Annotated in this window: 20 protein-coding genes and 7 pseudogenes; 4 read left to right on the top strand and 23 right to left on the bottom strand. The window is 39.7% G+C overall.

Translation table 11 applies throughout. The features are described 5' to 3' along the window. Positions 1-34: 34 nt before the first annotated feature. Together FOL01_RS10750 and FOL01_RS10745 are read right to left on the bottom strand one after the other, a co-directional pair. Positions 35-790 (bottom strand): ABC transporter permease, encoded by a 756-nt coding sequence (locus FOL01_RS10750; protein WP_031367153.1) that lies wholly within the window; start codon positions 788-790, stop codon positions 35-37. After that, positions 787-1,437 (bottom strand): ABC transporter ATP-binding protein, encoded by a 651-nt coding sequence (locus FOL01_RS10745; RefSeq protein WP_075270672.1) that lies wholly within the window; start codon positions 1,435-1,437, stop codon positions 787-789. The genes FOL01_RS10750 and FOL01_RS10745 overlap by 4 nt, the downstream gene beginning before the upstream one ends. Before the next feature lie 524 nt (positions 1,438-1,961). Here FOL01_RS10745 and FOL01_RS10735 point away from each other — a divergent pair. Then, positions 1,962-2,531 (top strand): annotated as a pseudogene (locus FOL01_RS10735) (IS30 family transposase); the annotation flags it as partial. Between the two features lie 207 nt (positions 2,532-2,738). Here the strand turns inward: FOL01_RS10735 and FOL01_RS10730 are convergent. From FOL01_RS10730 to arsC, 13 genes and pseudogenes are all read right to left on the bottom strand, one after another. Then, positions 2,739-3,287: a ferritin-like domain-containing protein gene (locus FOL01_RS10730; protein WP_075270670.1), complete on the bottom strand. Its 549-nt coding sequence runs from the start codon at positions 3,285-3,287 to the stop codon at positions 2,739-2,741. A gap of 9 nt (positions 3,288-3,296) precedes the next feature. Further along, on the bottom strand, positions 3,297-3,518 hold the full coding sequence (locus FOL01_RS10725; protein ID WP_075270669.1) for a heavy-metal-associated domain-containing protein: 222 nt from the start codon (positions 3,516-3,518) through the stop codon (positions 3,297-3,299). Positions 3,519-3,559: 41 nt separating this feature from the next. Further along, positions 3,560-5,458, bottom strand: coding sequence for a heavy metal translocating P-type ATPase (locus FOL01_RS10720; protein WP_075270668.1), 1,899 nt, complete (start codon positions 5,456-5,458; stop codon positions 3,560-3,562). A gap of 133 nt (positions 5,459-5,591) precedes the next feature. After that, positions 5,592-5,819: pseudogene (locus FOL01_RS10715) on the bottom strand (filamentation induced by cAMP protein fic); the annotation flags it as partial. Beyond that, the gene (locus FOL01_RS10710; RefSeq protein ID WP_075270667.1) at positions 5,819-6,382 is read right to left on the bottom strand and encodes a DUF536 domain-containing protein; all 564 of its coding nucleotides are present in this window, start codon (positions 6,380-6,382) and stop codon (positions 5,819-5,821) included. The gene FOL01_RS10710 and the pseudogene FOL01_RS10715, both read right to left, overlap by 1 nt. Before the next feature lie 258 nt (positions 6,383-6,640). Next, entirely contained in the window at positions 6,641-6,799 is a 159-nt protein-coding gene (locus FOL01_RS11160) for a helix-turn-helix domain-containing protein (protein ID WP_156835039.1), read from the bottom strand. 25 nt (positions 6,800-6,824) lie between these two features. Continuing rightward, positions 6,825-7,007: a hypothetical protein gene (locus FOL01_RS10705; protein WP_075270666.1), complete on the bottom strand. Its 183-nt coding sequence runs from the start codon at positions 7,005-7,007 to the stop codon at positions 6,825-6,827. An 11-nt stretch (positions 7,008-7,018) separates the two neighbouring features. Beyond that, positions 7,019-7,792, bottom strand: a complete 774-nt coding sequence (locus FOL01_RS10700) for a replication initiation protein (RefSeq protein ID WP_075270665.1) — start codon at positions 7,790-7,792, stop codon at positions 7,019-7,021. Between the two features lie 1,069 nt (positions 7,793-8,861). Next, positions 8,862-10,034, bottom strand: coding sequence for a relaxase/mobilization nuclease domain-containing protein (locus FOL01_RS10695; RefSeq protein ID WP_075270664.1), 1,173 nt, complete (start codon positions 10,032-10,034; stop codon positions 8,862-8,864). Beyond that, the gene (locus FOL01_RS11225) at positions 10,016-10,369 is read right to left on the bottom strand and encodes a MobC family plasmid mobilization relaxosome protein (RefSeq protein WP_075270663.1); all 354 of its coding nucleotides are present in this window, start codon (positions 10,367-10,369) and stop codon (positions 10,016-10,018) included. The genes FOL01_RS10695 and FOL01_RS11225 overlap by 19 nt, the downstream gene beginning before the upstream one ends. Positions 10,370-10,973: 604 nt before the next feature. After that, the gene (locus FOL01_RS10685; RefSeq protein ID WP_002822190.1) at positions 10,974-11,456 is read right to left on the bottom strand and encodes a Dps family protein; all 483 of its coding nucleotides are present in this window, start codon (positions 11,454-11,456) and stop codon (positions 10,974-10,976) included. A gap of 65 nt (positions 11,457-11,521) precedes the next feature. Then, complete coding sequence (locus FOL01_RS11570) at positions 11,522-11,935, bottom strand: hypothetical protein (protein WP_418385075.1); 414 nt, start codon at positions 11,933-11,935, stop codon at positions 11,522-11,524. Positions 11,936-12,380: 445 nt separating this feature from the next. Then, complete coding sequence (gene arsC / locus FOL01_RS10670) at positions 12,381-12,797, bottom strand: arsenate reductase (thioredoxin) (RefSeq protein ID WP_075270662.1); 417 nt, start codon at positions 12,795-12,797, stop codon at positions 12,381-12,383. Positions 12,798-12,962: 165 nt separating this feature from the next. Here arsC and FOL01_RS10660 point away from each other — a divergent pair. Continuing rightward, positions 12,963-14,032 (top strand): IS3-like element IS1163 family transposase gene (locus FOL01_RS10660; protein ID WP_156835038.1). Its coding sequence is split into 2 segments (ribosomal slippage): positions 12,963-13,191 and positions 13,191-14,032, totalling 1,071 coding nucleotides; the frame shifts between segments, so codons are not numbered across the junction. 1,504 nt (positions 14,033-15,536) lie between these two features. Here FOL01_RS10660 and FOL01_RS10655 read toward each other — a convergent pair. Next, positions 15,537-16,709 (bottom strand): relaxase/mobilization nuclease domain-containing protein, encoded by a 1,173-nt coding sequence (locus FOL01_RS10655; RefSeq protein WP_075270660.1) that lies wholly within the window; start codon positions 16,707-16,709, stop codon positions 15,537-15,539. Beyond that, positions 16,691-17,044: a MobC family plasmid mobilization relaxosome protein gene (locus FOL01_RS10650; protein WP_075270659.1), complete on the bottom strand. Its 354-nt coding sequence runs from the start codon at positions 17,042-17,044 to the stop codon at positions 16,691-16,693. The genes FOL01_RS10655 and FOL01_RS10650 overlap by 19 nt, the downstream gene beginning before the upstream one ends. 104 nt (positions 17,045-17,148) lie before the next feature. Here FOL01_RS10650 and FOL01_RS10645 point away from each other — a divergent pair. Beyond that, positions 17,149-17,487 (top strand): annotated as a pseudogene (locus tag FOL01_RS10645) (ATP-dependent Clp protease ATP-binding subunit); the annotation flags it as partial. A gap of 128 nt (positions 17,488-17,615) precedes the next feature. Here FOL01_RS10645 and FOL01_RS10640 read toward each other — a convergent pair. The 4 genes and pseudogenes from FOL01_RS10640 to FOL01_RS10625 all read right to left on the bottom strand — a co-directional run. Further along, positions 17,616-18,061, bottom strand: a pseudogene (locus FOL01_RS10640) (transposase); the annotation flags it as partial. 32 nt (positions 18,062-18,093) lie between these two features. Next, entirely contained in the window at positions 18,094-18,330 is a 237-nt protein-coding gene (locus FOL01_RS10635; RefSeq protein WP_075270658.1) for a hypothetical protein, read from the bottom strand. 71 nt (positions 18,331-18,401) lie between these two features. Continuing rightward, on the bottom strand, positions 18,402-19,193 hold the full coding sequence (locus tag FOL01_RS10630; protein WP_042493534.1) for a ParA family protein: 792 nt from the start codon (positions 19,191-19,193) through the stop codon (positions 18,402-18,404). Between the two features lie 122 nt (positions 19,194-19,315). Then, on the bottom strand, positions 19,316-19,870 hold the full coding sequence (locus FOL01_RS10625) for a recombinase family protein (protein ID WP_075270657.1): 555 nt from the start codon (positions 19,868-19,870) through the stop codon (positions 19,316-19,318). Positions 19,871-19,999: 129 nt separating this feature from the next. Between FOL01_RS10625 and FOL01_RS10620 the strand changes: the two are divergent. Next, positions 20,000-20,761: pseudogene (locus FOL01_RS10620) on the top strand (cbb3-type cytochrome c oxidase subunit I); the annotation flags it as partial. Between the two features lie 192 nt (positions 20,762-20,953). Here FOL01_RS10620 and FOL01_RS10615 read toward each other — a convergent pair. Beyond that, a pseudogene (locus FOL01_RS10615) lies at positions 20,954-21,556 on the bottom strand (DNA/RNA non-specific endonuclease); the annotation flags it as partial. Positions 21,557-21,597: 41 nt separating this feature from the next. Then, positions 21,598-21,891 (bottom strand): annotated as a pseudogene (locus tag FOL01_RS11155) (transposase); the annotation flags it as partial. Positions 21,892-22,291 lie beyond the last annotated feature (400 nt).

Raw genomic sequence — 22,291 nt, 5'->3', positions numbered from 1 at the left:
AAAGGACTCCCCGCGGGACTGCAATCAGGAGTCATTACTTCAACTGTTTTTGTTCATTATAGAAATTACGGTAAGCTAAATAGCACGCAATGATTGACCCCAAACTAGTCGCTGATAAGAGCATGAACGTGACCATAATTTGATACCTAATGGCCCGTACTGGATCGACCCCTGCAAAGATCAAACCGGACATCATCCCTGGCAGACTGACTAGACCCACAGTCTTTGCCGAATCAATGGTTGGTGACATCCCCGTACGAATCGCCTCACGCACGATGGCAATCGAAGCATCAAGTAGACCAGCCCCTAACGCCAACCGTTCAAGCACACCTTGCCGCTGGTCATGAAACTGACTATTGAGGCTGCGATAAGCCAGCCCAATTGCGACCATTGAATTCGACGCAATCATACCAGAAATGGGAATCATTTGCGATGGCACAAACTTAATCGCACCAGATAGCACGAGGACGCCAAGTGTTACCCCCGTACTAACAAAAATGGCTAATAACGAAATGGCTAATGCATGGTCAATCCCCGGCCCCCGTTTTTTCGCATTCCAAGCCGCATTGAAGATAATGAAGCCCATCATCGCCAGCGTTAGCCACAAATTGTTGACTCGGAAAATATACTTTAGCAAGTAACCCACGATAAATAGTTGTACAACAGCCCGCACGACACCAATGACGATGTCCCTATCTAAGCCAAGTTTCTGCCACAAACTAATTCCTAACGCGACGAGCACTAACATTGCCGCCAAAAATAGCGACGTATTATTAACTGCTAAATTCATGCGTGTACCTCCAATCTGCCAGCAACCACTTTTGCTAACTGATCTGCCGCAGCAATCTCTGTCGCATCATGAGTAATCATGATCGTTGTCACGTGATCCTGCTCATTTAACTGTCGTAACCAGGCGTGCACGATTTGCTTATTATTTTCATCTAAACCAGCTGTCACCTCATCTAATAACAACACTTTTGGTAAGAATAAGATGTTGCGAATCAGCGCGACCCGCTGCCGTTCACCACCGGAAAGCTCGATAATCGGCTGATACAGGGTTCGTTCGGACAGCCCAACATTATTTAACGCCGTTACCACTCGTTGCGTATCCATGACTTGCTTACGAATTTGGTACGGGAAAGCTAAGTTATCTGCCACCGTCTCACCAAATAACGTCGGTTGTTGGAAACAATATGAGACTTGCCGCCGATACATGATTGGGTCATAACTTTCAATCGGCTGCCCATCAAAAAGCAAGGTCCCACTTGTTTTAGAAATCATGGCCGCAATGATCCGTAATAACGTACTTTTCCCACCACCGGATGGTCCCGTTAATGTAATATGAGCCCCAGCTGGAATCTGCCAATCAACATCATGTAAAATATGTTGATCAGCGATTTGATAATTAATTTTTTCTAAACTAATCAATGAATTCATATGCCCACCCCCGATCGCACAATGATCGGCGCCGACAACAGCCGGATGAAAAAGTGCTCAGAAGTCAATAAATTGGACTTATCTGTTTGATGTATTAATACACGAACCTGTGTAGCCATTGGCAAATCCATATGAATCATACCTGAGTCAAAGTGTTCCGTATAACTACGGAGGAGTTCTAATTGAACTTTTAATTTATCATTATTTTCCTTGATCGATCGTTTTTGTCTAGACATACGTTTTCTCCTATCTAGGGAGTATTATATCATTTTATAAAAAAACAGCCCCCATTATCTACTAGTCAGATAATGGGGGCTGTTTTAATAGTCTTTTTGAGGGGTCATTATAGTTATAGACCCTATATATGCATTTGCGATTATTTTTTATTTGTCAGCATTAAGTTGGGTATTATCACTTTTAAATTTATGGTAGATTGTAAAATTAATCCGATGCTGTTTGGAAAAAAAGATCAGCTTCCCTTAAAATGGTGTTTACCACAAACACATCTTTTAGGAGATGATCTTTTGTCTAGTATAACCTATTCTGAACGAATTAAAATCGAAACCCTTTGTGAACTAGACCTGTCCAATATCCAAATGAGCGATCGCCTAAAACGATCAACTGCCACAATTTCTTATGAATTAGCTCGATGTGAACCTTACCAGGCCGAAGTGGCCCAAACAGATGCCGAATACAAGCGGTCACGATGTAGCCGAAAGACTAAATTGAATGACAAGTTAAGGCAAATAATTTTAAACCATTTACGGCTAAGCTGGTCACCAGAAATGATAGCTCACGAATTTAAATTAGCGACTAAATCAATTTATAATTGGTTAAATCAAGGAAAAATTGAGTTTTCTTTAAATGATTTGCCTGAACATGGCGTGCGCCAACGGCGTAACCTTGACCAACGTTCTAAATATAATCAATCATTAGGACGGTCAATTGAACAGCGACCCATCGTGGTTAATCGACGTAATCGCATCGGTGATTTTGAATTAGATATAATTGTTGGCCCCCGTGGGCATAGTAAGGCAGTTTTATTAACCTTAATCGATCGCAAATCACGTTTCCTTTGGGCCTACCGATTAAAAGTAGGATGCCTGATTTTGACAAATTAAGTCAGGAACAAATTTCAACCTATCAGCGGACAGCTTATCGGATTGGCTGGTAGATCCTGGCAAGTACGATTGCCTGTGTTATTGTGCTGATTTGTTTGAATCTTTGAATTCGAAAAAATGATATTAAAAAAATTCCGAAGTAAAATTGCTTCGGAACTTTTTTCGTGTATCTATTGAGGATTAATCTTCGTCGTCTTCCTCATCCAAGCCTTCTCGTGGTGTCTTACCAAGCAAGGCCTGCAGAGTAGCGATGTTGTGGTTGTTATCTTGCAGCAGGTCAACCAAATGTTGTGCCAAGACTGGACGGTCTTCTTTTTCAGCAAGCTTAATTGCCCGGGTGACAAACATGTTCTCAGTGTCATAGTCGTGAACGAAGTCGTTGACCAGCCACTCTACAGATTCATATTTGTTCTGGCCATTTTCTTCCAACATGGTGTACTCTGTGAATTCCTTTTGGGTACTTGGCGTAATTAAGGCCTCATCGATTAAGACCGTGCCCAAGGCATCCTTTTGGTCGTACGCCTGCTTAAGTAAGTCGCCGAATAGGACTTTCAGCTGTTGGGCCGACATTCCCTTCACATACCATTTTGCCATCTGGAGTTTGTTGGATAAAACTTCCAAATTGGCAACGATGTGGCCGGTCATCGCACCAGCCGTTGGGGTATGGTGGTCGATATCTGCTTGCTTAACCTCTGCTTCAAATAATTTTTCGGGGGTTGCTGTTGTCATATTCTTCACCTATTTCACTTTCATTGATTGAACTTTATAGCCTAAATCAGTTACCGTGTCTGACAATTTGTCTGCGGAAATTTTATCGCCGTCAAAATCAGTTTTGACTTTGGCTGCATTGAACAAGACTTTGACGTTTTCCACACCATCCTGCTTTTCAAGTGCGCCCTCGATCTTTTGCATGCATGACGGGCATGACAGCGCGTCTAATTGTAAAATTGCTTTACTCATATTGATAACCTCCATCTCATTTACTGTTTTAATGATACATCCTATTCGCCAACCGATAATTGATCTGGATCAAGTTTGGCAGCTTTTGGCTGATAATTAATTAATCGCATTGCGTTGAAGATGACAACCAGGATACTGGCTTCATGGACAAACATTCCGCTGGCCATGTAAATAAATCCGAGAATCAAGCCAATCAGGAGGGCGACAACCGTCGCAATGGCGATGAAAATGTTCTCCTTGGTGTTGATGACCGTTTTTTTGGAAAGTCCATATGCATGGATCAATTCATTGAATCCTGATGACATCAAGACGACATCAGAGGTTTCAACCGCCACGTCGGTTCCACTTCCCATGGCAATCCCGATGTCAGCCGTCACTAATGACGGACTGTCGTTGATGCCGTCGCCGACAAAGGCAACCTTGTGGCCTTCCTGCTGGAATTGTTTAACGTATTCGACTTTTTGTTCCGGCAAAAGTTCTGCGTGGACTTCGTCAATGCCGATTTGTTCTGCAACGGCATTGGCTGTCTGCAGGTTATCACCGGTCAGCATAACCGTCTTCTTGATGCCGAGTGACTTGAGTGTCGCCAGGCTTTGCTTAACGCCTTGACGAATCACATCCGAGATACCAAGAATGGCTTGAATTTGCCCGTCGAAGGCAACGATAACTGTTGAACTGCCTTCGCCTTGGATATTTTCCAAGTCTTGACGTTGTTCAGACGTCAAATCAACATTTTCATCGTTCATCATTCTCAAATTACCAATTAAAACATTTTTACCGTTGGCAGTTGCCTTAACACCACGGCCTTTGACTGTGTCAGCATCGGCAACTTGAACGTCCTCAAACGGAATATGATGATCACCTGAGAATTTAACAACTGCTTGTGCCAATGGATGATCCGACTGCTTTTCAACGGCTGTGGCAATTTGCAAGGCCAACTGGTCTCTTGAGTAATCTTTGAACTGAGTAACCGCCGTTTTCCCTTCAGTCAGGGTCCCGGTCTTATCGAATACCAACGTGTCGACATTGGCAAAGGTGTTCATCACTTCACCGCCCTTGATCAAGACACCGTTTTTCGCACCATTACCGATTCCAGCCACGTTTGAAACAGGGGCGCCGATGACCAAGGCCCCAGGGCATCCCAATACCAAAACGGTAATCGCTAATCGGAAATCTTTGGTAACCAAGCCCACAATCAATGCAATGATCAAAACTGCCGGAGTGTAATAAGTCGCAAATTTGTCAATAAACTTTTCTGCTGGCGACTTGGTGTCTTGAGCATCCTCAACCAGTTCAACAATTTTGCCAAACGTGGTGTCGTCGCCAACCTTGGTTGCCCGAACTTTAAGTGTTCCGTTGTCTAAGATGGTGCCAGAGAATACCTGATTGCCAGTGCCCTTAGTGACTAGTTTTGATTCACCAGTAATACTGGCTTCGTTGATGTGACCGGATCCATCCACAATTTCCCCGTCAACCGGAATCTGACCGCCGGCTTTGACCAAGACGACGTCGTCAACGTCGACAAGGTCAACATCCGTCTCCTCAGTGTTGCCGTCATCATCTACAATCATTGCGGTAGTCGGTGCCATTTCCGTCAAATCTTTAATTGAGTGGCGGGTTTTGGCCAACGTTTTGTCTTCCAAAAACGTCCCAAATAAGAACAAGAAAGTGACGATTGCTGATTCATTGTACTCGCCAATGATGAAAGCGCCAATCACAGCAATGCTGACAAGTAATTCAATGCTGATCGTTTTAAACCGGAGTGCTGAAACCGCCCGAAGAACGATCGGCACAGCTGAGATAATTGAAGCGGCGATAAATGAAACCGTGTAGATCATATCGCTGTCAACAACTTTCCCCAAGAGACCTACGCCAATTAATATTGCCGTTATCAATGTAATTTGATTTGTGTGTTGATTAATATATCTTTGAAATTTCATAATCCCCGCTCCATTTCTTAATTGATGTCTTTAGTATATAGTGGTTCGACCGATAAAGAATTGACGTGGATCAAGTTTGAAATTTTTGTTTGGGTAATTAATGGCGAATATTTTGGATGTAAGCTGATTTCTGAACACATTGCCAACCTCGCTTTAAATTAACAATCGTTAAAACATCTTCCACTACCACACCCGCAACGCTCATGCCGTCCATTATCGTTTGCGGGTGTGGTAAAGTTGTATTAACTCCCTCAAAGCGGGCGTTGGTATGCACTAACTTAGTAAAGTTTGAGCATGCAAATCGTCGATTTTCCTCAGGTGTAAATTGATATAAATCAAGATATTGCTGTGAGTTTGACATTAAAATTCACGCCTTTTAATTATCAAAGAAGCGCTTAAAGAACCCCTTCTTTGAAGGTTTTTTTGATCATTACTATTTTCTTCTGACTGTTGTACCTGTGCAGTACTTTTTTGCTTAGTTTGTGTTTGTTGCTTAACTACCTGCGGTTCATTGTGTTGTGTTAAAAGACGCTGGGTTGATAGGTTTAATTGTTGTTGCTGGTCAATTAGTTTTTGTGCCTCATCAAGTTGTTTGTCTTTGCTTTCCAACTGTTTGGCTAACAAAGCATTTTGTTCTTTTAAGTTCTTAATATTGTCCTGCATAGCAGCAATAATTTGGTAAGCATTATTATCCGCTTCGCTATGATATTCATTGTGCTGATCATGTTGCGCAACGGCCGCAACATGATCATTTGAATTGCTTGACATGCCTTTTATAATGGTGTTTTTCTGCGTTGCGTTAAACAATAGTGTGCGCTCTTTTACATCATTGTGCGCAATATTGTTTTTCTTTATATATCGATAAACGTTGGATTTATCTTTACCAATTTCTTCTGCAATATCCTTCATAGAATAAAGCTTCATGCTTAATTCCTCCTTCGTTGCGCACAATGATACTGCAATGATGTGCGTAATGTGAGCACACTTTTTATATTTCTACAATGATAATTCGGCTAAATAAGTTCGTTGGATTATACCTAATTCAGGATCTGAAGCAATCTGTACCATGCCTTTTATTTCTAGTTCCGAGAGTATGTCCTTCGTTTTAGTTAATGTCCAATGAAACAATTCACTCATCTCTCCATAATTGAATTTGAAATAGACATGGTTTTGCTCATCAATCTAATTCTCTTGTAATGCTTTTTCAAGTTGATTATATAGAATTATATAAGCTATTTTGCCATCAGAACTTACAGTATTATATTTATTGCCATAAATTAAGACTTCTGGAAATGTCAGTTTCCTTTTAAGTATTGATTCTTCGTAAGACATAGGTGTCATGCTTTAACCCTCCTAGTTTGTTTTTTCATTGTTCTTCTATTAGTGATTTCATACATTCATCTTGAGACCAAAAAGCTTTATCAACTCGTGCAACGCCTAGCTTATAGGCATACAAGACTGGCTGTTGTAGCAGTAGCAAATTCTTCTGGGCAAATAAGTGGCACTGATTGTTGGTTATAGTTGGTTGAATGACCACCAAATCAGTCATCAAAAGTCCCCCTAATTAAATTGACGATTACGAATAAAGTTATTATGAATCTCTACTTGTGTGACTGAACGGCCACGCTTCGCTTGAAATAATTCCAAATCCATATCTTTAATTTTTAAGTTGATTTCCTTAATCGCCGGAGTTAATACATCACGCTTTAAATATCCATATGCATAACTTTTTGGAGCACCCAACCATTGCTTAAAATCATCAGGAGAGCCTTGTACAATAGCAATCGATTTTCCATTATCTTTATCAGCCTCACGAATCAATTTGTATAACAAAATTGAATATTTACTTTTTAGTTGTACCGTGTCATCAAGAAAGTACTGCGTATAATTACCATTATCTTTTAACTTTAATAGAAAAGGAGCAAAACGTTCGTTAATTTTTAGCTGGACTTGACCGTTCTCCCAAAGATCGACAACTTCAAACCAACCAGTCATTGTTACTCGCTTTTCTTCTTCACTGTAAATATAAACATCCTTTTTTCGCATATCAGCTAGATTTTGTGCCAATTGTGAGTAAGTCCGACCACTGCGTTTTAAGTCCAAAACATTTGATAGCTCATACATCGAAGTCTGAATGACATTAAAATGCTCATCTTCAGGCTTAATTTTAGAAACTACATAGTCCATGATTTTTAATTCACGCGCATTTAAATCATGGCGCGCTTTCGTAATTAAATCATTATGTTCAGCAACTTGAAAGAAACGCTGTTGTTCAAAATCTTCTTTGTTGAAATTCCGATCATTTGTCCATAAAAAATAACGTTTATCAGCCATATAGACCACCTCCTTAATTTAATTAGTTCACTCTTTTATATGAGTGTATATTTATAAATGAGATAAATCAACTCATTTATAAATATACACTCATAAGTCGTGTGCTTTTTACTCATAAGTCGTGTGCTTTTTACTCATAAGTCGTGTGCTTTTTACTCATAAGTCGTGTGCTTTTTACTCATATATATGCCAAACTATCATTGATATAAAAGAATTTCACTCTCTATAAGTATTTAGAATTATAAATAAATTACTATAAAATTACAGACGCGCGTACACGTGTGCTTGTACCCTAACAATTGCTATTAATCAAACAAAAACACAAAGCAAAAAAGGAGTGAGAGAAAATCACTCTCACATTTAACTCCATTCGCTTTGCTCATTGAGCCTCCCTACGGTCGTTGCTAAAAAGGTGTGACGCAAGCACCACATTAAAAAAACCTTGGGAGCTGTCGCCCTAAACTCCGCCCAAACTGAAGTCAGCTTGATCGATATGACTTCGCCGCCAGTGGGGCTCGAGGAAACAATGGGTTGTTTCCTAAAACATAAGGCTTTTAGTTAAGTGAAGTCAGTCAACTCCTTAAAGTCTCAAAGAGGGGCTAACTACTAAAGCAGTAATCCCCTCTAATTCAATTTACCGTTGACTAACAGCTAGATAGAACGCTATTGCTATTAAATCACAAACTTTTTATTTTTAAGTAACCGGTCTTATTTTTTATCTAGGGCATACGTGTATAAGGCATGTAAGACCTGCTTTTTAAGTGGGTCTTTTCCGTTTAATGATTAGTTCATTAAATTCTGTAAATTTGTTTTTTCCACTTGCATTAATAATTTTTCAATTTGTTCCGCTTCTTTCATTTTCTTAACCCCTCTCAATTGTCCTTATTTCGCATTCTAAGCCATTTCAATATATCTTCGCTATTTCTATATTATTTAAGCGAAAAAATGTGTCAAAAGCCAAAATACAAGTCCTGAGAGCAAACCAGTCGGGATAACCGCGTACAAATAATTTTTAATTTCATACCAACTCATATTTTTATGTGTTCGATCAATTTCCGTAGATAAACGATTAGCGACTTGGTCCATAGTCTTTTGAACGGTTTGGTTTAGGCTGTCGCTTAAGGTCTTCAGGGTATCGTTGTTGCTCTTTTGTACGCGGTTTATCTGTTTGAGTTCGGCGATTGTCTTTTGATTGATGGTCATTGTCTGTTCGTTGAACTGTTTTTGCGCGTCTTTTAGCGTCGCGACTAATTGTTCTTTGTTGGTCTTGTTGTTGTTTTCTAAACTGTTCAAGGTCGTCTGAAAGGCTTGATTGACGTGTTGGCTGGTTTGTTCGATTTGTTGGAGCTGTTCGGTCAACTCGATTTGCTGTTTGCTCTGGAGTTGAATTTGTGTACCCTGATAGTTCCTGATTTCTTTCAAAGTCTGATTGAGAGCTATCAATTCGGGTTGTATCTGGTTTTCGAGTCTCTGATTGGGTGTCTCTTGGGTCTCTGGTACGTCTTTCCAACTCATGATAAATTGCCCCCTTTTCGTAAGCCGTGCCGAGTTTTTTCCCTCTGGCTTTATAATTCGTGCCTGTGAGTTGATAGGTAAGGTCTTTGCCTCGTTCCCAGACATCTATTGCTTTTTGCTTTAAATCGTCTCTAAACGTCTGAAAATCGTGTATAAGTTGATTAGACATAGTACTATCGACTGCTTGTCTAATTTGGTCTTTCCATGTCGGTTGTCCGCGATCTTGCATTTTGATTTCTGCCATAGAACGTTTTTCATACCGTTCAGGGTTAACTTGAGTCACGGCTAATCCATGTTCTTGCACAATTTCATCAGTATTATGGACTAACTTTTCTCGATATTCTTGCCAATTTCCATGCATTTTTTTCCCTGTTTCAAGGTCAATTGCACCAACCACCGCATGAATATGCAAGGCGCCAGTATCTGCATGTTCATACAACGCGACTTGCTGGTTTGGATAAGTTTTTTGATACACTTCTTTGGCAATATCGAGCGCTTTTTGTTGGTCATCTTCGTTTGTCGGGTCAAATTCTTTGGGGCTAAACGAGATACGGCTAGCATACGCCTGCGTTTTACCTTGATTGCCATACACTTCACGGACTTGTTTGAATTGACTTTTTGCGTAGTCAACATCAAGGTTTAGTCCGTCTTTTAAGACCGCTCGTTTTTCGGCGTAATTGACAAGACGTGACGCGCTGGCAGACCGTTTTATGTGAGTTGTTGCCATATTCGTGCCACCTCACTTTGCAGTTCCTGCAATGCTTGGGCAGGGATATTGCCCCCTTGATTGGCATGTTTGGTTAATTGATTAAGATTGCCCCCAATTTTTGCTAATTGACGGGTCAATTCTTGTGCTTCTTTTGCGCCAATCTTAGGGGCAACGATCCGTGCCCCTTGTGCCTTCTTTTTGACAAAAGCAGGCACGGATATATTTAAAGTTTTCGCTGACTGCGAAAGCTTTAAATAGTCCTGCTCGCTCACTCTAAAATTGATTTGCCGACTGTCTTTCCGATTGGGTTGTTTATCGGATAGAGAGCTAGCCATATTGTGTTGTTCGCTCACAAACCCCACCCCCCTTTGTTTTGCCTTTCAGGCAAGCGAATTGATTGATTAAGCTCGTGAAACCCTAAGGGTTTCTACTCACATAATAAATCAATTCGCGGGGGTTGGCAAGCAACCCGCATGCTAGCCACAAGACTACGTTTGTGGCAGATGCGGTGCTTGCAAGGGGGACAGCTAACGCTCCCCTTGACCCCCAAGTTCGCTGTGCAATGCCAAAATGGTTAGCCGATTGGCTAGCCATTTTGGCATTGCACAGCGTTTTTACTCAAAATTGCTAACGGAATTTGAGTAAAAAAGTCTTCCAGACGGGGGCTTTCGGCCGAATGATTTTGCATCATCAGCATGCTTTCGGCAGGAGCCTTTCAGGCGGAGTTTTGCGCAAACGGCGCAAGCTAATTTAGCTTGATCAAAAAAGCAGCAGTTGATTTAATCAACTGCTGCTAAATGAAATTAAAACTCTTCTAGTTTGTCTAAGTTATCTTCAGTTTTATCATTTTTTCGGTTTTAATATATCCTGAATTATTGTCGTGTTATTGGTTGCTATTTTTTCAGCATAAGAAAAAGACCATATTGCTACTCGTTTATAGCCATATGGTCTTTTATATTAGTCAGCGAATGGTGCTTTGCCTAGATAAGCACTGATCATCCAAATATTTTTATCGGTTTCATCCTTGAAGCCATTAAGCATATCTTGAGTTGGGAAGTCTTTTTCTTCGTCAGTAACTTCGATTCCTTTTTGGTATTGGTCACGTAGGTACTTGAATTGATCAACTAGCCGTTGCATGAATTCAGTCATCGTTAATTGATCAAAAGCGACTTTGTCATCTGGTAGGCCAGTATTTTCAATGAATTCGTGAGTTGTTGCCAGTGGGCTGCCGTTTAAAGCAATCAAGCGTTCTGCAATTTGATCGAGCTGTTCGCTTAGTTGATCGCCATATTCGTCCATCAGCGGATGGAGACGGAAGAAGTTTTCACCGCGCATATACCAGTGTGTTTGTTGAACGTTGACCTTTAATTGGCTGATATCGGCAATCAGTTGATTGAGTTGTGCTTTTGATTTTGGAAAGTCATAATTGTAAGTTGTCATAATGCCCCCTCTTCATAACTATTGATTACACCAATACTATAACAGTTGTGAAAGCGCTTTTCAAATCAAATACTTGTGGTCCATTGGCGGTATAAATCTTCGATAATTGCTACGGTGTGGCAGGTGAGTGTCGGCGTCATAACTGGGCTAGTCAGTTGATGTTGGTACCAGAGTTGATTAAAGTGCTGAATCTCAAAAACAAATTCGCTATTTTGAGTGACCTGTAACGAAGTGGCGTGGTCAGTATTATCATATAAAGTGGCACTGCTGGCCTTCCAGTAGTCAGGAATCACGATTTTACCATGACTGCCATAAATGATCATTCTGCTAGGTAGTGGTGTTTTGGCGGTGATGAATAGGTGGACTAAAATATTCTTTTCAGTCTGCAGGATCACATCACTTTGTTGATCAGCTGCTGGTGCCTGTCGCTGACAGAGGCCGTGATAACTAGTAAAGCGTTGCGCTAATAAGTATTGAATATAGTCTAACGGGTAGGCGGCGCTACCATGAAAAGCACCACCTGCGGCTGGTTACTATTCTCGAAGGGTAAATGGTCAACACCGCGTCGTCTATACCATTGATAAAGCAACTAAAATAGCCGAAATCTACTCATGTTGGGCCCATTATGAAAGTGGTGCTCTTGAAATGAGCGGTAAATCTAATTCCCGAAAAAACTAGTGATTTAATATGCGTTATAAATTATAATATCAAAATAAATACCCCCCCAACATATATAATATAGATGTTGGGGGGTATTCTTTCAATGTTTTCGAGGGGGTATTTTAATTATAGACCCTAAATTAAGGAATGTTTTAGTGACCACCTAGGATCATAGTTAACTCATAGCAAAACTCCTGGTATTTTACTTAGAAGTCAATAAATTAATTGGACTGTTTTACTGCGGCACTATATGGCGTTTTTTTATTAATGAACGTAGTTATTCAAACTTGTAACTAATTTTTTAATTTCGTCACGAACCTTACGGAATTCTTGTAGTTGTTCTTCTAAAGTTCCTGTGGCTTGCGCTGGGTCAGATAAAGGCCAGTGTAAACTCTTGGTTTGAGGGGGAAGCATAGGACATTTATCCTTGGCATCACCACATAAAGTAATAACTAAATCTGAAGTGTTCAAATAATTTAGATCAATTAATTTAGAGTAGTGGCTACTAATATCTACTCCATCTTCAGCCATAACTTTAACAGCATTTAGATTTAACCCATGAGTTTCAATCCCTGCACTCTCGATTTGAAACTCATTTGCCGGCAATATTTTTCTTGCATATCCTTCAGCCATTTGACTGCGACAAGAATTTCCTGTACATAAAAAATAAATTTTTTTCATTCTAAACCACCTATAATTTTAATTTGTATAACACCATGATACACCATAAACTTAAATGCAATGCTTCCATCAACATAGGTGTATAAGTGCTCCTATCCTAGTATTTGGTACATAAATTTCTGAACAGTTGTGCCATAATTAATAAAATAAGATAGGAGCATTCCAATGAAACGATATCAAGATGATTTTAAAGCCAGCATTGTGAAGATGCATCGTGAAGAGAAAAGATCTATTCGCTCGCTTTCCGAGGAATACGGTGTTTCTCCAGCCGCAATTCATAACTGGGTTAAAGGCGCTAAATCAGTTGAGCTAGAAGACGGTACGGAAGTAACGTCCAAAGAATTCAAACAACTTCAAAAGGAAAATCAGCGATTAAAGGAGGAACTTGAAATTTTAAAAGCTGCGGCGGTGTTACTGGGAAAGCATTAGGACGAATTAATTGCCTTGTCTTCATAGAAGATCAGTTATTGCGACACCGCTTATCAATTATTCTTTCGGCACTGAAATTACCGCGCAGCACCTATTACCATTGGAAAAGATATCAACCTAGTCAACACGAACGTGTTGATAATCAGCTCAAAGAAAAAATTAAATTGATTTGGGAAAATAATTATCGTGCCTATGGTTATCCACGAATAACGATGGTGCTTCGCAAGTCAGGTATCTGTGTTGGGTCAAAACGAATTTTACGATTAATGAGGGAAATGGAGATTCACTCTTTAATGAATCGGCGATTTAAAAAACCTGGCACTCATGTGGATCATTCACAACGCCCCAATTTAATCAAGCACCAGCCCAATGCAAGGATATGGCGTGCTGACATTACTTATTTGGAATTACGTCCAGGAACCTGGGTTTATCTCAGTTCTATTTACGAACCAAAGGTTCATCAAGTTCTTGCTTTCAAGATTGGTCGTCAGATGGAGGCGACGTTAGTTGTAGAAACGATTAATAAGGCGCTTGAATGTCATCAAAAGCCACAATATTTTCACTCTGACATGGGTTCACAGTACACCAGCAACGAAGTTGAAACTTTACTTGAACGGCATCAGATTAGCCACTCATACTCAAAACAAGGTTATCCTTATGATAATGGGCCAATTGAAGCTTTTCACTCATTGTTGAAGAGAGAGTTTGCCTTTCAAACAACTTTTTCCAATTTTGAGGACTTGGTAATCCGAACCTCAAATTACATCAGTTGGTTTAATTCCGACAGAATTAGAACGAGTGTTTAGAAAAAGATGTGCCATTTATTGATATAGGAACAGTTTTAAATATATATTGATATAAGCAAAAATTTAAAGTTGCTTACAATGTACATTATAGCTATTAAAAGCATTTACCGACTGGTACGACTAACTTAATATAAACATACTTAATGGTTAGAATAATAATCCAAAAATTAACCAAGGGGCAATAACTAAAATAAAAAAATTAACATAGTTGACTACGCCAATAAAATATACATACAAGAAAAATAAGTAATATGAAAAATACAAGTAGAAAAGAGTTAGTCAGTTACCGTTTCACCCATATGACTCTCTATTCGCTATGTGTTGTATATAGCATTTAATGAGGTATCTTTTAAGAAATTTTTGCCACGCACTGCAAATAATTAAACACAACTTAGATGACTTTCTATGATTTTTTAATTATGTAGATATGAATTACTTGTTTCATGAAAGGGTTTGCTGTGGTAAACTGAAAACATCAATTAAATACAAATGCAAAAAAAAGCCCCAAGAATTGGTGTTCTTGGAGATTGCTTTTTATAAGAAGTACCTTGTCGGGATTGGCGTCCCACTTGGTATGACTTGATGTGCACAACCACATCAAGATTTACTTTTAAGTATAACATATCTGGTAGCGGTGTAAAGTTTTTAGACAAGATATGGTTAGAAAAAAAGACAGGAAAATTCCTGGCAAAGACGATAATAACGGACTTTGTGGATCTTGATGAGAGAACCACAAAGCCTTTTTCTTTTGCCGGGGAGTAGTGTTAACCGATATCAAACAAGCGTATAACTCACGCAGCTAAAAAGAAGCCTAGGTGGACTCTAGGACGTTAAGTGAAGGTCCTTGCTGTGCGCTCCACGGACAGTGTAAACAAAGAAATGGAGAGGAAATGCTAATTAGTCCACGTTTGGATAGCTAATTAGGATTCGGTCACGGGTTGCGCCGTGATGAAGACATAAAGCCTGCGGAGAAGCTGGTTCAGTAATGAATCGAAGTCGGTAGTCCCCGGATTGTGTAAAGGGTTAAACAGTTACCTATATGAAAAAACGTCTCTAAACCATCATTAGAGACGTTTTTTAGTTGTTAATATCTTCATGTGTTAACAATATATAAACAACGTCAAAACACAACCGAATGGGTTGTAAGGGATAGCTTGCACGTAATCTACTGTGGCGAAAGTCAGTCGTTATGAGATGCACATAATGAAGCTCACCAATTGCCCCAATTAGGGGATTGTTGGTGAAATGTCGAGAGAGAGCTTTGCGAGCTGGTTATAACGATAGGATTTCAATTAGTCGTTTTGTTGTGAGGCATTGAGAGAGTTATGTGTTGTTAAAAAACAGGGCGGTATACATAAAAAATATTAGTTAGGCAAAAAAATATGTTAGAAGCCAAAATATGAACCCTGAGAGTAATCCTGTTGGTATAACAGCATACAAATAATTTTTTATTTCAAACCAGCTCATTTTTTTATGAGTTTGATTAATTTCAGTAGATAACCGACTAGCGACTTGGTCCATAGTCCCTTGAACGGTCTGGCTTAGGCTGTCGCTTAGGGTTTTCAACGTATTGTTGTTGTCCTGTTGGACGCTGTTTATCTTTTGCAGTTCGGCTATTGTCCTTTGATTGACGGTCTTTGTCTGCTCGTTGAAGTGGTTTTGCGCGTCTTTTAGCGTCGCGACTAATTGTTCTTTGTTGGTCTCGTTGTTGCTGTTTAAATCGTTCAATGTCTTCTGAAAGGCTTGATTGACGCGCTGACTGGCTTGTTCGATTTGTGTCAGTTGTTCGGTCAATTCGATTTGTTGCTTGCTTTGTAGTTGAATTTGCGTGCCCTGATAGTTCCTGATTTCTTTCATGGTCTGATTGAGTGCTATCAGGTTGGTTTGTATCTGGTTTTCGGGTCTCTGATTGGGTGTCTCTTTGGTCTCTGGTACGTCTTTCCAACTCATTGTAAATTGCCTCCTTTTGGTAAGCTGTGCCGAGTTTGTTACCACGTGCTTTATAATTCGTGCCTGTGAGATGATAGGTAAGGTCTTTTCCTCGTTCCCATACATCTATCGCCTTTTGCTTTAAATCGTCTCTAAACGTCTGAAAATCGCGAATAAGGGGATTAGACATGGTGCTGTCAACGGCTTGTCTGATTTGGTCTTTCCATGTGGGTTGCCCACGATCATGCATTTTAATTTCTGCCATAGAACGTTTTTCATAGCGTTCAGGGTCAACTTTCGTAACCTCAAGCCCATGTTTTTGTACGATTTCATCGGTATTATGGACTAATTTTTCGCGGTATTCTTGCCAGTTACCGTGCATTTTTTTCCCTGTTTCTAAGTCGATTGCCCCAATGACGGCATGAATGTGTAAAGCGTCCGTGTCGGCATGTTCGTATAAAGCGACTTGCTGATTAGGGTAGGTTTTTTGATACACTTCTTTGGCAATATCGAGCGCTTTTTGTTGGTCATATTCGTTTGTCGGGTCAAATTCTTCGGGACTAAACGAGATACGGCTAGCATACGCCTGCGTCTTGCCTTGATTGCCATACACTTCACGGACTTGTTTGAATTGACTTTTTGCGTAGTCAACATCAAGGTTTAGTCCGTCTTTTAAGACCGCTCGTTTTTCGGCGTAATTGACAAGACGTGACGCGCTGGCAGACCGTTTTATGTGAGTTGTTGCCATATTCGTGCCACCTCACTTTGCAGTTCCTGCAATGCTTGGGCGGGAACGTTGCCCCCTTGATTGGCGTGTTTGGCTAACTGATTGAGATTACCCCCAATTTTTGCTAATTGACGGGATAATTCTTGGGCTTCTTTTGCGCCAATCTTAGGGGCAACGATCCGCGCCCCTTGTGCCTTCTTTTTGACAAAAGCAGGCACGGACATATTCAAAGTTTTCGCAGATTGCGAAAGCTTTGAATAGTTCTGCTCGCTCACTCTAAAATTGATTTGTCGACTTTCTTTTCGATTAGGTTGTTTCTCCGAATAAGTGCTAGCCATATTGTGTTGTTCGCTCACAAACCCCACCCCCTTTGTTTTGCCTTTCAGGCAAGTGAATTGATTGATTAAGCTCGTGAAAACCTTAGGTTTTCTACTCACATAATAAATCAATTCACGGGGTTTGGGCACCATTTTTCCGCCCAGAATTTCTGAACCGTTTTAATGGAATCGTGGAATTTTCACATCTGACTAAGCAAGACTTAAGTCAAATTGTCGATTTGCTGTTGGCGGATGTACAAAAAACGTTAGCCAAAAAATCCATCAAACTTGAGGTAACTAAAGCGGCCAAAGATTGGCTGATGGAACAAGGCTATGATGAAGCAATGGGTGCGCGGCCATTACGGCGAGTAATTGAACAACAAATTCGTGATAAGGTAACGGATTTCTACCTTGACCACTTAGATGTCAAAAACTTGAAGGCTGATTTAGTGGATGGTGAAATTGTGATATCGGCAGCTTAGCTTAAATCAGTGTTCATAAATAACTTTATGTAAGAGGAGATTTATTGGGAAGGAGATCGCTTGATAGATCTCCTTTTTTCGTTGATTTTCACCATTTGATATTAATCTATTGAGTAATATGGGTAGCGTCAAGAATCTTGTGTAAATGAAATGCCTCCGTACATATAATATGTGGTTAATTTAATAAAGGATGCTTCCAGGGTGTCCTGAAGTCTTTTAAATCCGCGATGGATTCGCTTCATGGACTTCTCATTGTAGACATTAAACTGAGAAATCAGGAATCGATTGAGTGAATCTTCCGTTGGAAATTGTTCTTTGTGGTTGGTGTTGCGTTTGAGATTGTTGTTAAAGTTCTCAATCGAGTTGGTTGAATACAATGAACCGCGAATAGCTGGTGGGAAACCCAGGAAAGTGAGCAGATTCGGCATTTTAAGCAGATTTTTGATTAACTTGGGATAGGTCTGATGCCCCAGTTGTTGACGAAGTCATGAAATTTTGGTTCGGCTTCTTGCCGATTAGTAGCCCGATGAACTTGTTTAAAGTCATTGATAACGGCCTTCCGGTCTTTAACCCGATAATTGGTCCATTTTATCTGCCTCCTTTTTATCACATGTTTTTGATTAGTTCATTAAGAAATTTAGAAGCAGATTTAAAATTATGTTCTTTTGCTAAAGCGTCAAGTCTCGTTCTGACACTTGGTTGAAGTGAAAATGTATAATTTTTTGTTCGTTCATCTTCATCTGCATCATTAAATACAGGAATTACTAATTTATCTTTGGGTTCAATTTGCTCTGTTTTTTGTAGAGCTTGTTTTATTTGTTTATTCTCTGGGTTAAATGCCATATCCAATTCTCCTTTATACTTAATATGCATACGTACTAAGTATACATATGTTTAATAAATATATCTATTGTCTATAATCTATTAGTAATTTCTTGGAATGTTTTATCAATATTATCAAAAAATTCACGTTGATTAATATATGTCTTATGATCAAGAGCCATTGTTGATAACGACGTTTTATCAAGTGTAGAACGATTGAATAATTCTTTTTCTGGAACTGTTGCAAGGACGTTAGGGTCATCTTTTAATGCTTCTAGCAGTTCGTGGGAAGATTTAGTATTATGTTTAATCATGTTAGCAATAAAAAATAACTTAGCAGTTACATAAGATTGTCTACTAGAATAATCTATTGCTTCTTTTTGTAATTCGTTTATGCGTTCTTCTAAATTAAATTTTGCATTGTAGCCATGTTCACTAGGTGTAATTGGGCTAAGTATAGCGTTACTAATAATCACTGCATTTTTGGTTGCCGTAGAAAAATCAGGATGACTATCCAAAATAATATAATCAAAGCGTTCTAAATTCAAACGATCATAGTTATCTGATAACCACATGTATAGCAACATATTTTTATTTGTTTTATTTTCAAGATCTCTTTCAATATCATCTAAGTGCATATCTCCAGCAATTAAACTAATATTGTCTTTGATTTCATGTATTTTCACTTTACCTCTTCCTAAAAAGATATTTCCGACAGTTTCTGCACTATCATAAATTCCATAGGTTTGAGTTAAATTACTTTGATGATCTAAGTCGACAAACAAGACGTTATTGTTGTGGGAAGCTAACCACTCACCATAATTAAAGGTAAGTGTTGTTTTGCCAACGCCACCCTTTATGGCTGAAAACGTAATAATCTTCATCATTAATCCTCCTCATACGCATTAAGTATGTTTAATATTTATCCTTATAAGTATAATATCATAGCATAATGATGTTTACAATTAATACGCATAATTTATATTTATACGTATAATTATAAGGGCTAAATATCTTTGAATCGCCTTTGTTGTGTACGTTCGCTAATGCCTGTCTTTCTAGCAATCATTTTGTAAGTCATGCCTTGTTGGCGCAACTCATAAGCTAAACGTATTTGTTCATCTGTGTAGGTTTGTGGGCGTCCCTCATGAAAATAGGGGTCATGTGTTTTAGCGTATATTTTACCCTCTTGGGTTCGTGTCACAATCATGTCTCGTTCAAATTGGGCAAAGGCACTAAAAATAGTAAAAATTAATTGCCCTGTGGGCGTGTTATCAATTAGTCCCATGTTCAGAATATTAACCTTGATGTTACGTTTAAATAGGACTTGGATGATATCAAGGGCTTCTCTAGTATTGCGTGCGAAGCGATCTAATTTTGTCACAATCAATGTATCATTTGCTTTTAGTTCATTCAGCAATTTATTAAATTCAGGGCGTTCAGTCGTTGTACCAGTAAACTTTTCTTGATAGATTATTTCAGCGCCTGAATTTTTTAAGCGCTCAATTTGATTTTCTAGTTTTTGATCTGTGGTGCTCACTCTGGCGTAACCATATTTCATCTTATGTCTCCAATCTGATTTATATAGCAATTTTGATATTTCTGCAGTAAAAAAGGCATGCACTTATGTCATTAAGTTATGACGAATTCTAACGCCTTTAATTATAAGGCACAAAAAAATGTGACACAACTGTTAGGTTCTGGCGTTGTCGGAATGGGACACCATTATTTTTGGGAAGGCGATCATTCAGTTTGGCTCGCTTTGGGGGCAAGTTTTTCTGCGCTGGAAATTGTCCCACTCTGCTTGCTGGTTTGGGAAGCCTACACACATTACCGTGTCTACCGAGATACACAGAAGGTATTTCCTTACAAAGGGACTTTTATCTTCTTGATGTGGACGGGAATTTGGAATGCAGTTGGTGCCGGCGCACTTGGTTTCTTGATTAACGCGCCTGCAATCAATTATTTTGAACATGGTACGCAATGGACTGCCGCCCACGCCCATGCCTCGATAGCTGGTGTTTATGGCATGTTCTCGATCGCAATTATGCTCTATACATTGCGAAATGTGACTAAGAAACAATTTTGGACTAAAAAAATGGAAAAGGCCGTTAGCTGGGTCGCCTGGCTGACCAACATTGGTCTTGCCGGAATGGTGTTCATTACGTTATTACCAATGGGCCAAATTCAATTAATCGATGCGCTAAAACACGGTTATTGGCACGCTCGGCTGCTCAGTTTCTATCACCAACCAGTCATGGCGGGTCTGCTGTGGGCACGAATGGTACCGGATTTAATCTTTACGGCTGGTGTGGTGGTTCTACTGGTTATTGTCGTCAGGGCCTTCTTTAACCTGAAAAAAGATGATAATCGGGCTGCCACTAAAGCGCTAGAAAAATTGGCTGCAGAAGATGAACGTGAAGACGCAGCTGAATTAAAGAACGACTATTAAGAGACGGCGACAGGCAATTTGATCTCAGAACAAAAAGAAGCGCAGTTATTCGATTGAATAGCTGCGCTTCTTTTTGTTAGCCGGCAAAATCAGCCATTTGTTCCAAGTTTTATCAATCTGAACGGTGTATTAAAACTGTCATTAACCAGATTAAAAGAAGAAATCACTACTTTGAAATAGCTACCGCTTGAACTAAGGCCTAGCGTACTGATTACCCCTTTGAGCCCGAGTTGCCCCGCTGGCACTTTCTTGAGAAGCACTTTCATATTGATAGTTATTTGGGTTCTTGACTTCGGAATAGTATTTATCACTATCAGAGACAAATACCATGCCGCTGGCGGCCACCGTCCAGGAGCCATTTGCTGTCATCGTACCAGTTGTTGGGCCGGTACTTTGATGTGAGTTGGAAGCCTCAGTGGTATTTGATGAGGTCGATTGCCGCGATGAAGCGGAACTTGAATTGCGGTGTCGATATGGCTTGGCGTTATTACGACCATCGCTGTAATCAATCTTAATCCCTTCAGCATCATTAATGACCACAATTTGCGTATTTAAAACTTTATCTGAGGAACGGACGTCAACCACTGAACCCCGGGGCATTGTTTCACTTTTTTGGTAGAGTGGGGTGGTTTGATAATAAATGACGTGGCGGGTATTGGGATTATCTTTCCAGTAGCTCTCTGCGGCTTCCTCTGCCGCCCGCATGCCACCATTTTGGTCGGCACCGACATTTTGTGGTCGGGTTCCGGTTGTGAAGTTGTTCGTCGATGTATACGATTTGGCGCCCAGCAAACTTGCTCAGAAGTCAATAAATTGGACTATTTTTATTCAGTTACTTAGGCAACATTTGAGATACGATTGCGATTATAAAAATTGATATACCAACCAATGGCTGCTTGGACTTGCGTTAATGTTTCGTATGTCTTAAAATACACCTCTTCACATTTCAATATTGAATGAAATACTTCCATACGGCCATTATCGTATGGATGTCCTTTGAGTGAATATGAATGTTTCAAGCCATAATTTTGACATTTAATATTAAATTCAGCACTCGTGTATTGTGACCCCATATCTGAATGAATAATTACTGGCTTTCGATGCTTATCTAAAGCCATCTGTAAGGCACTTGTGGCTAGCTCGGCTCATTATATCGCCAAATTTTATAGCCCAATACTTTTCTCTTCTCAGGATCCAAAACGTCGCTAAATAGACCCATCTGTGATTAGTCAACTGAATATAAGTGATATCTGTTTGCCAAACACCGCTCAAATCATGCAAGTGTCTAATCAGATTGGGTTTTTGATCAACCGTCACAACAGTTTTGGGTTTGCGATAACGTTTTTGCATGCGGGATTTAATCCCTAATTCACGCATCAATTTGAGTGTCATATACTCAGATACTTTCGGACCGTCGGTTTGTTAACTATAAGCAGCAATACGACGATAACCATAAAATTTAAAGGTTTTCCAAACGTCTAAAATATAAGGTTTCAGGGATTTTCTACGCTTTTCTTGTCGACTGGGCTG

Source organism: Weissella thailandensis, from assembly GCF_001932615.1.
GTDB lineage: Bacteria > Bacillota > Bacilli > Lactobacillales > Lactobacillaceae > Weissella > Weissella thailandensis.
This window is presented reverse-complemented; position numbering and strand designations above follow the sequence as displayed.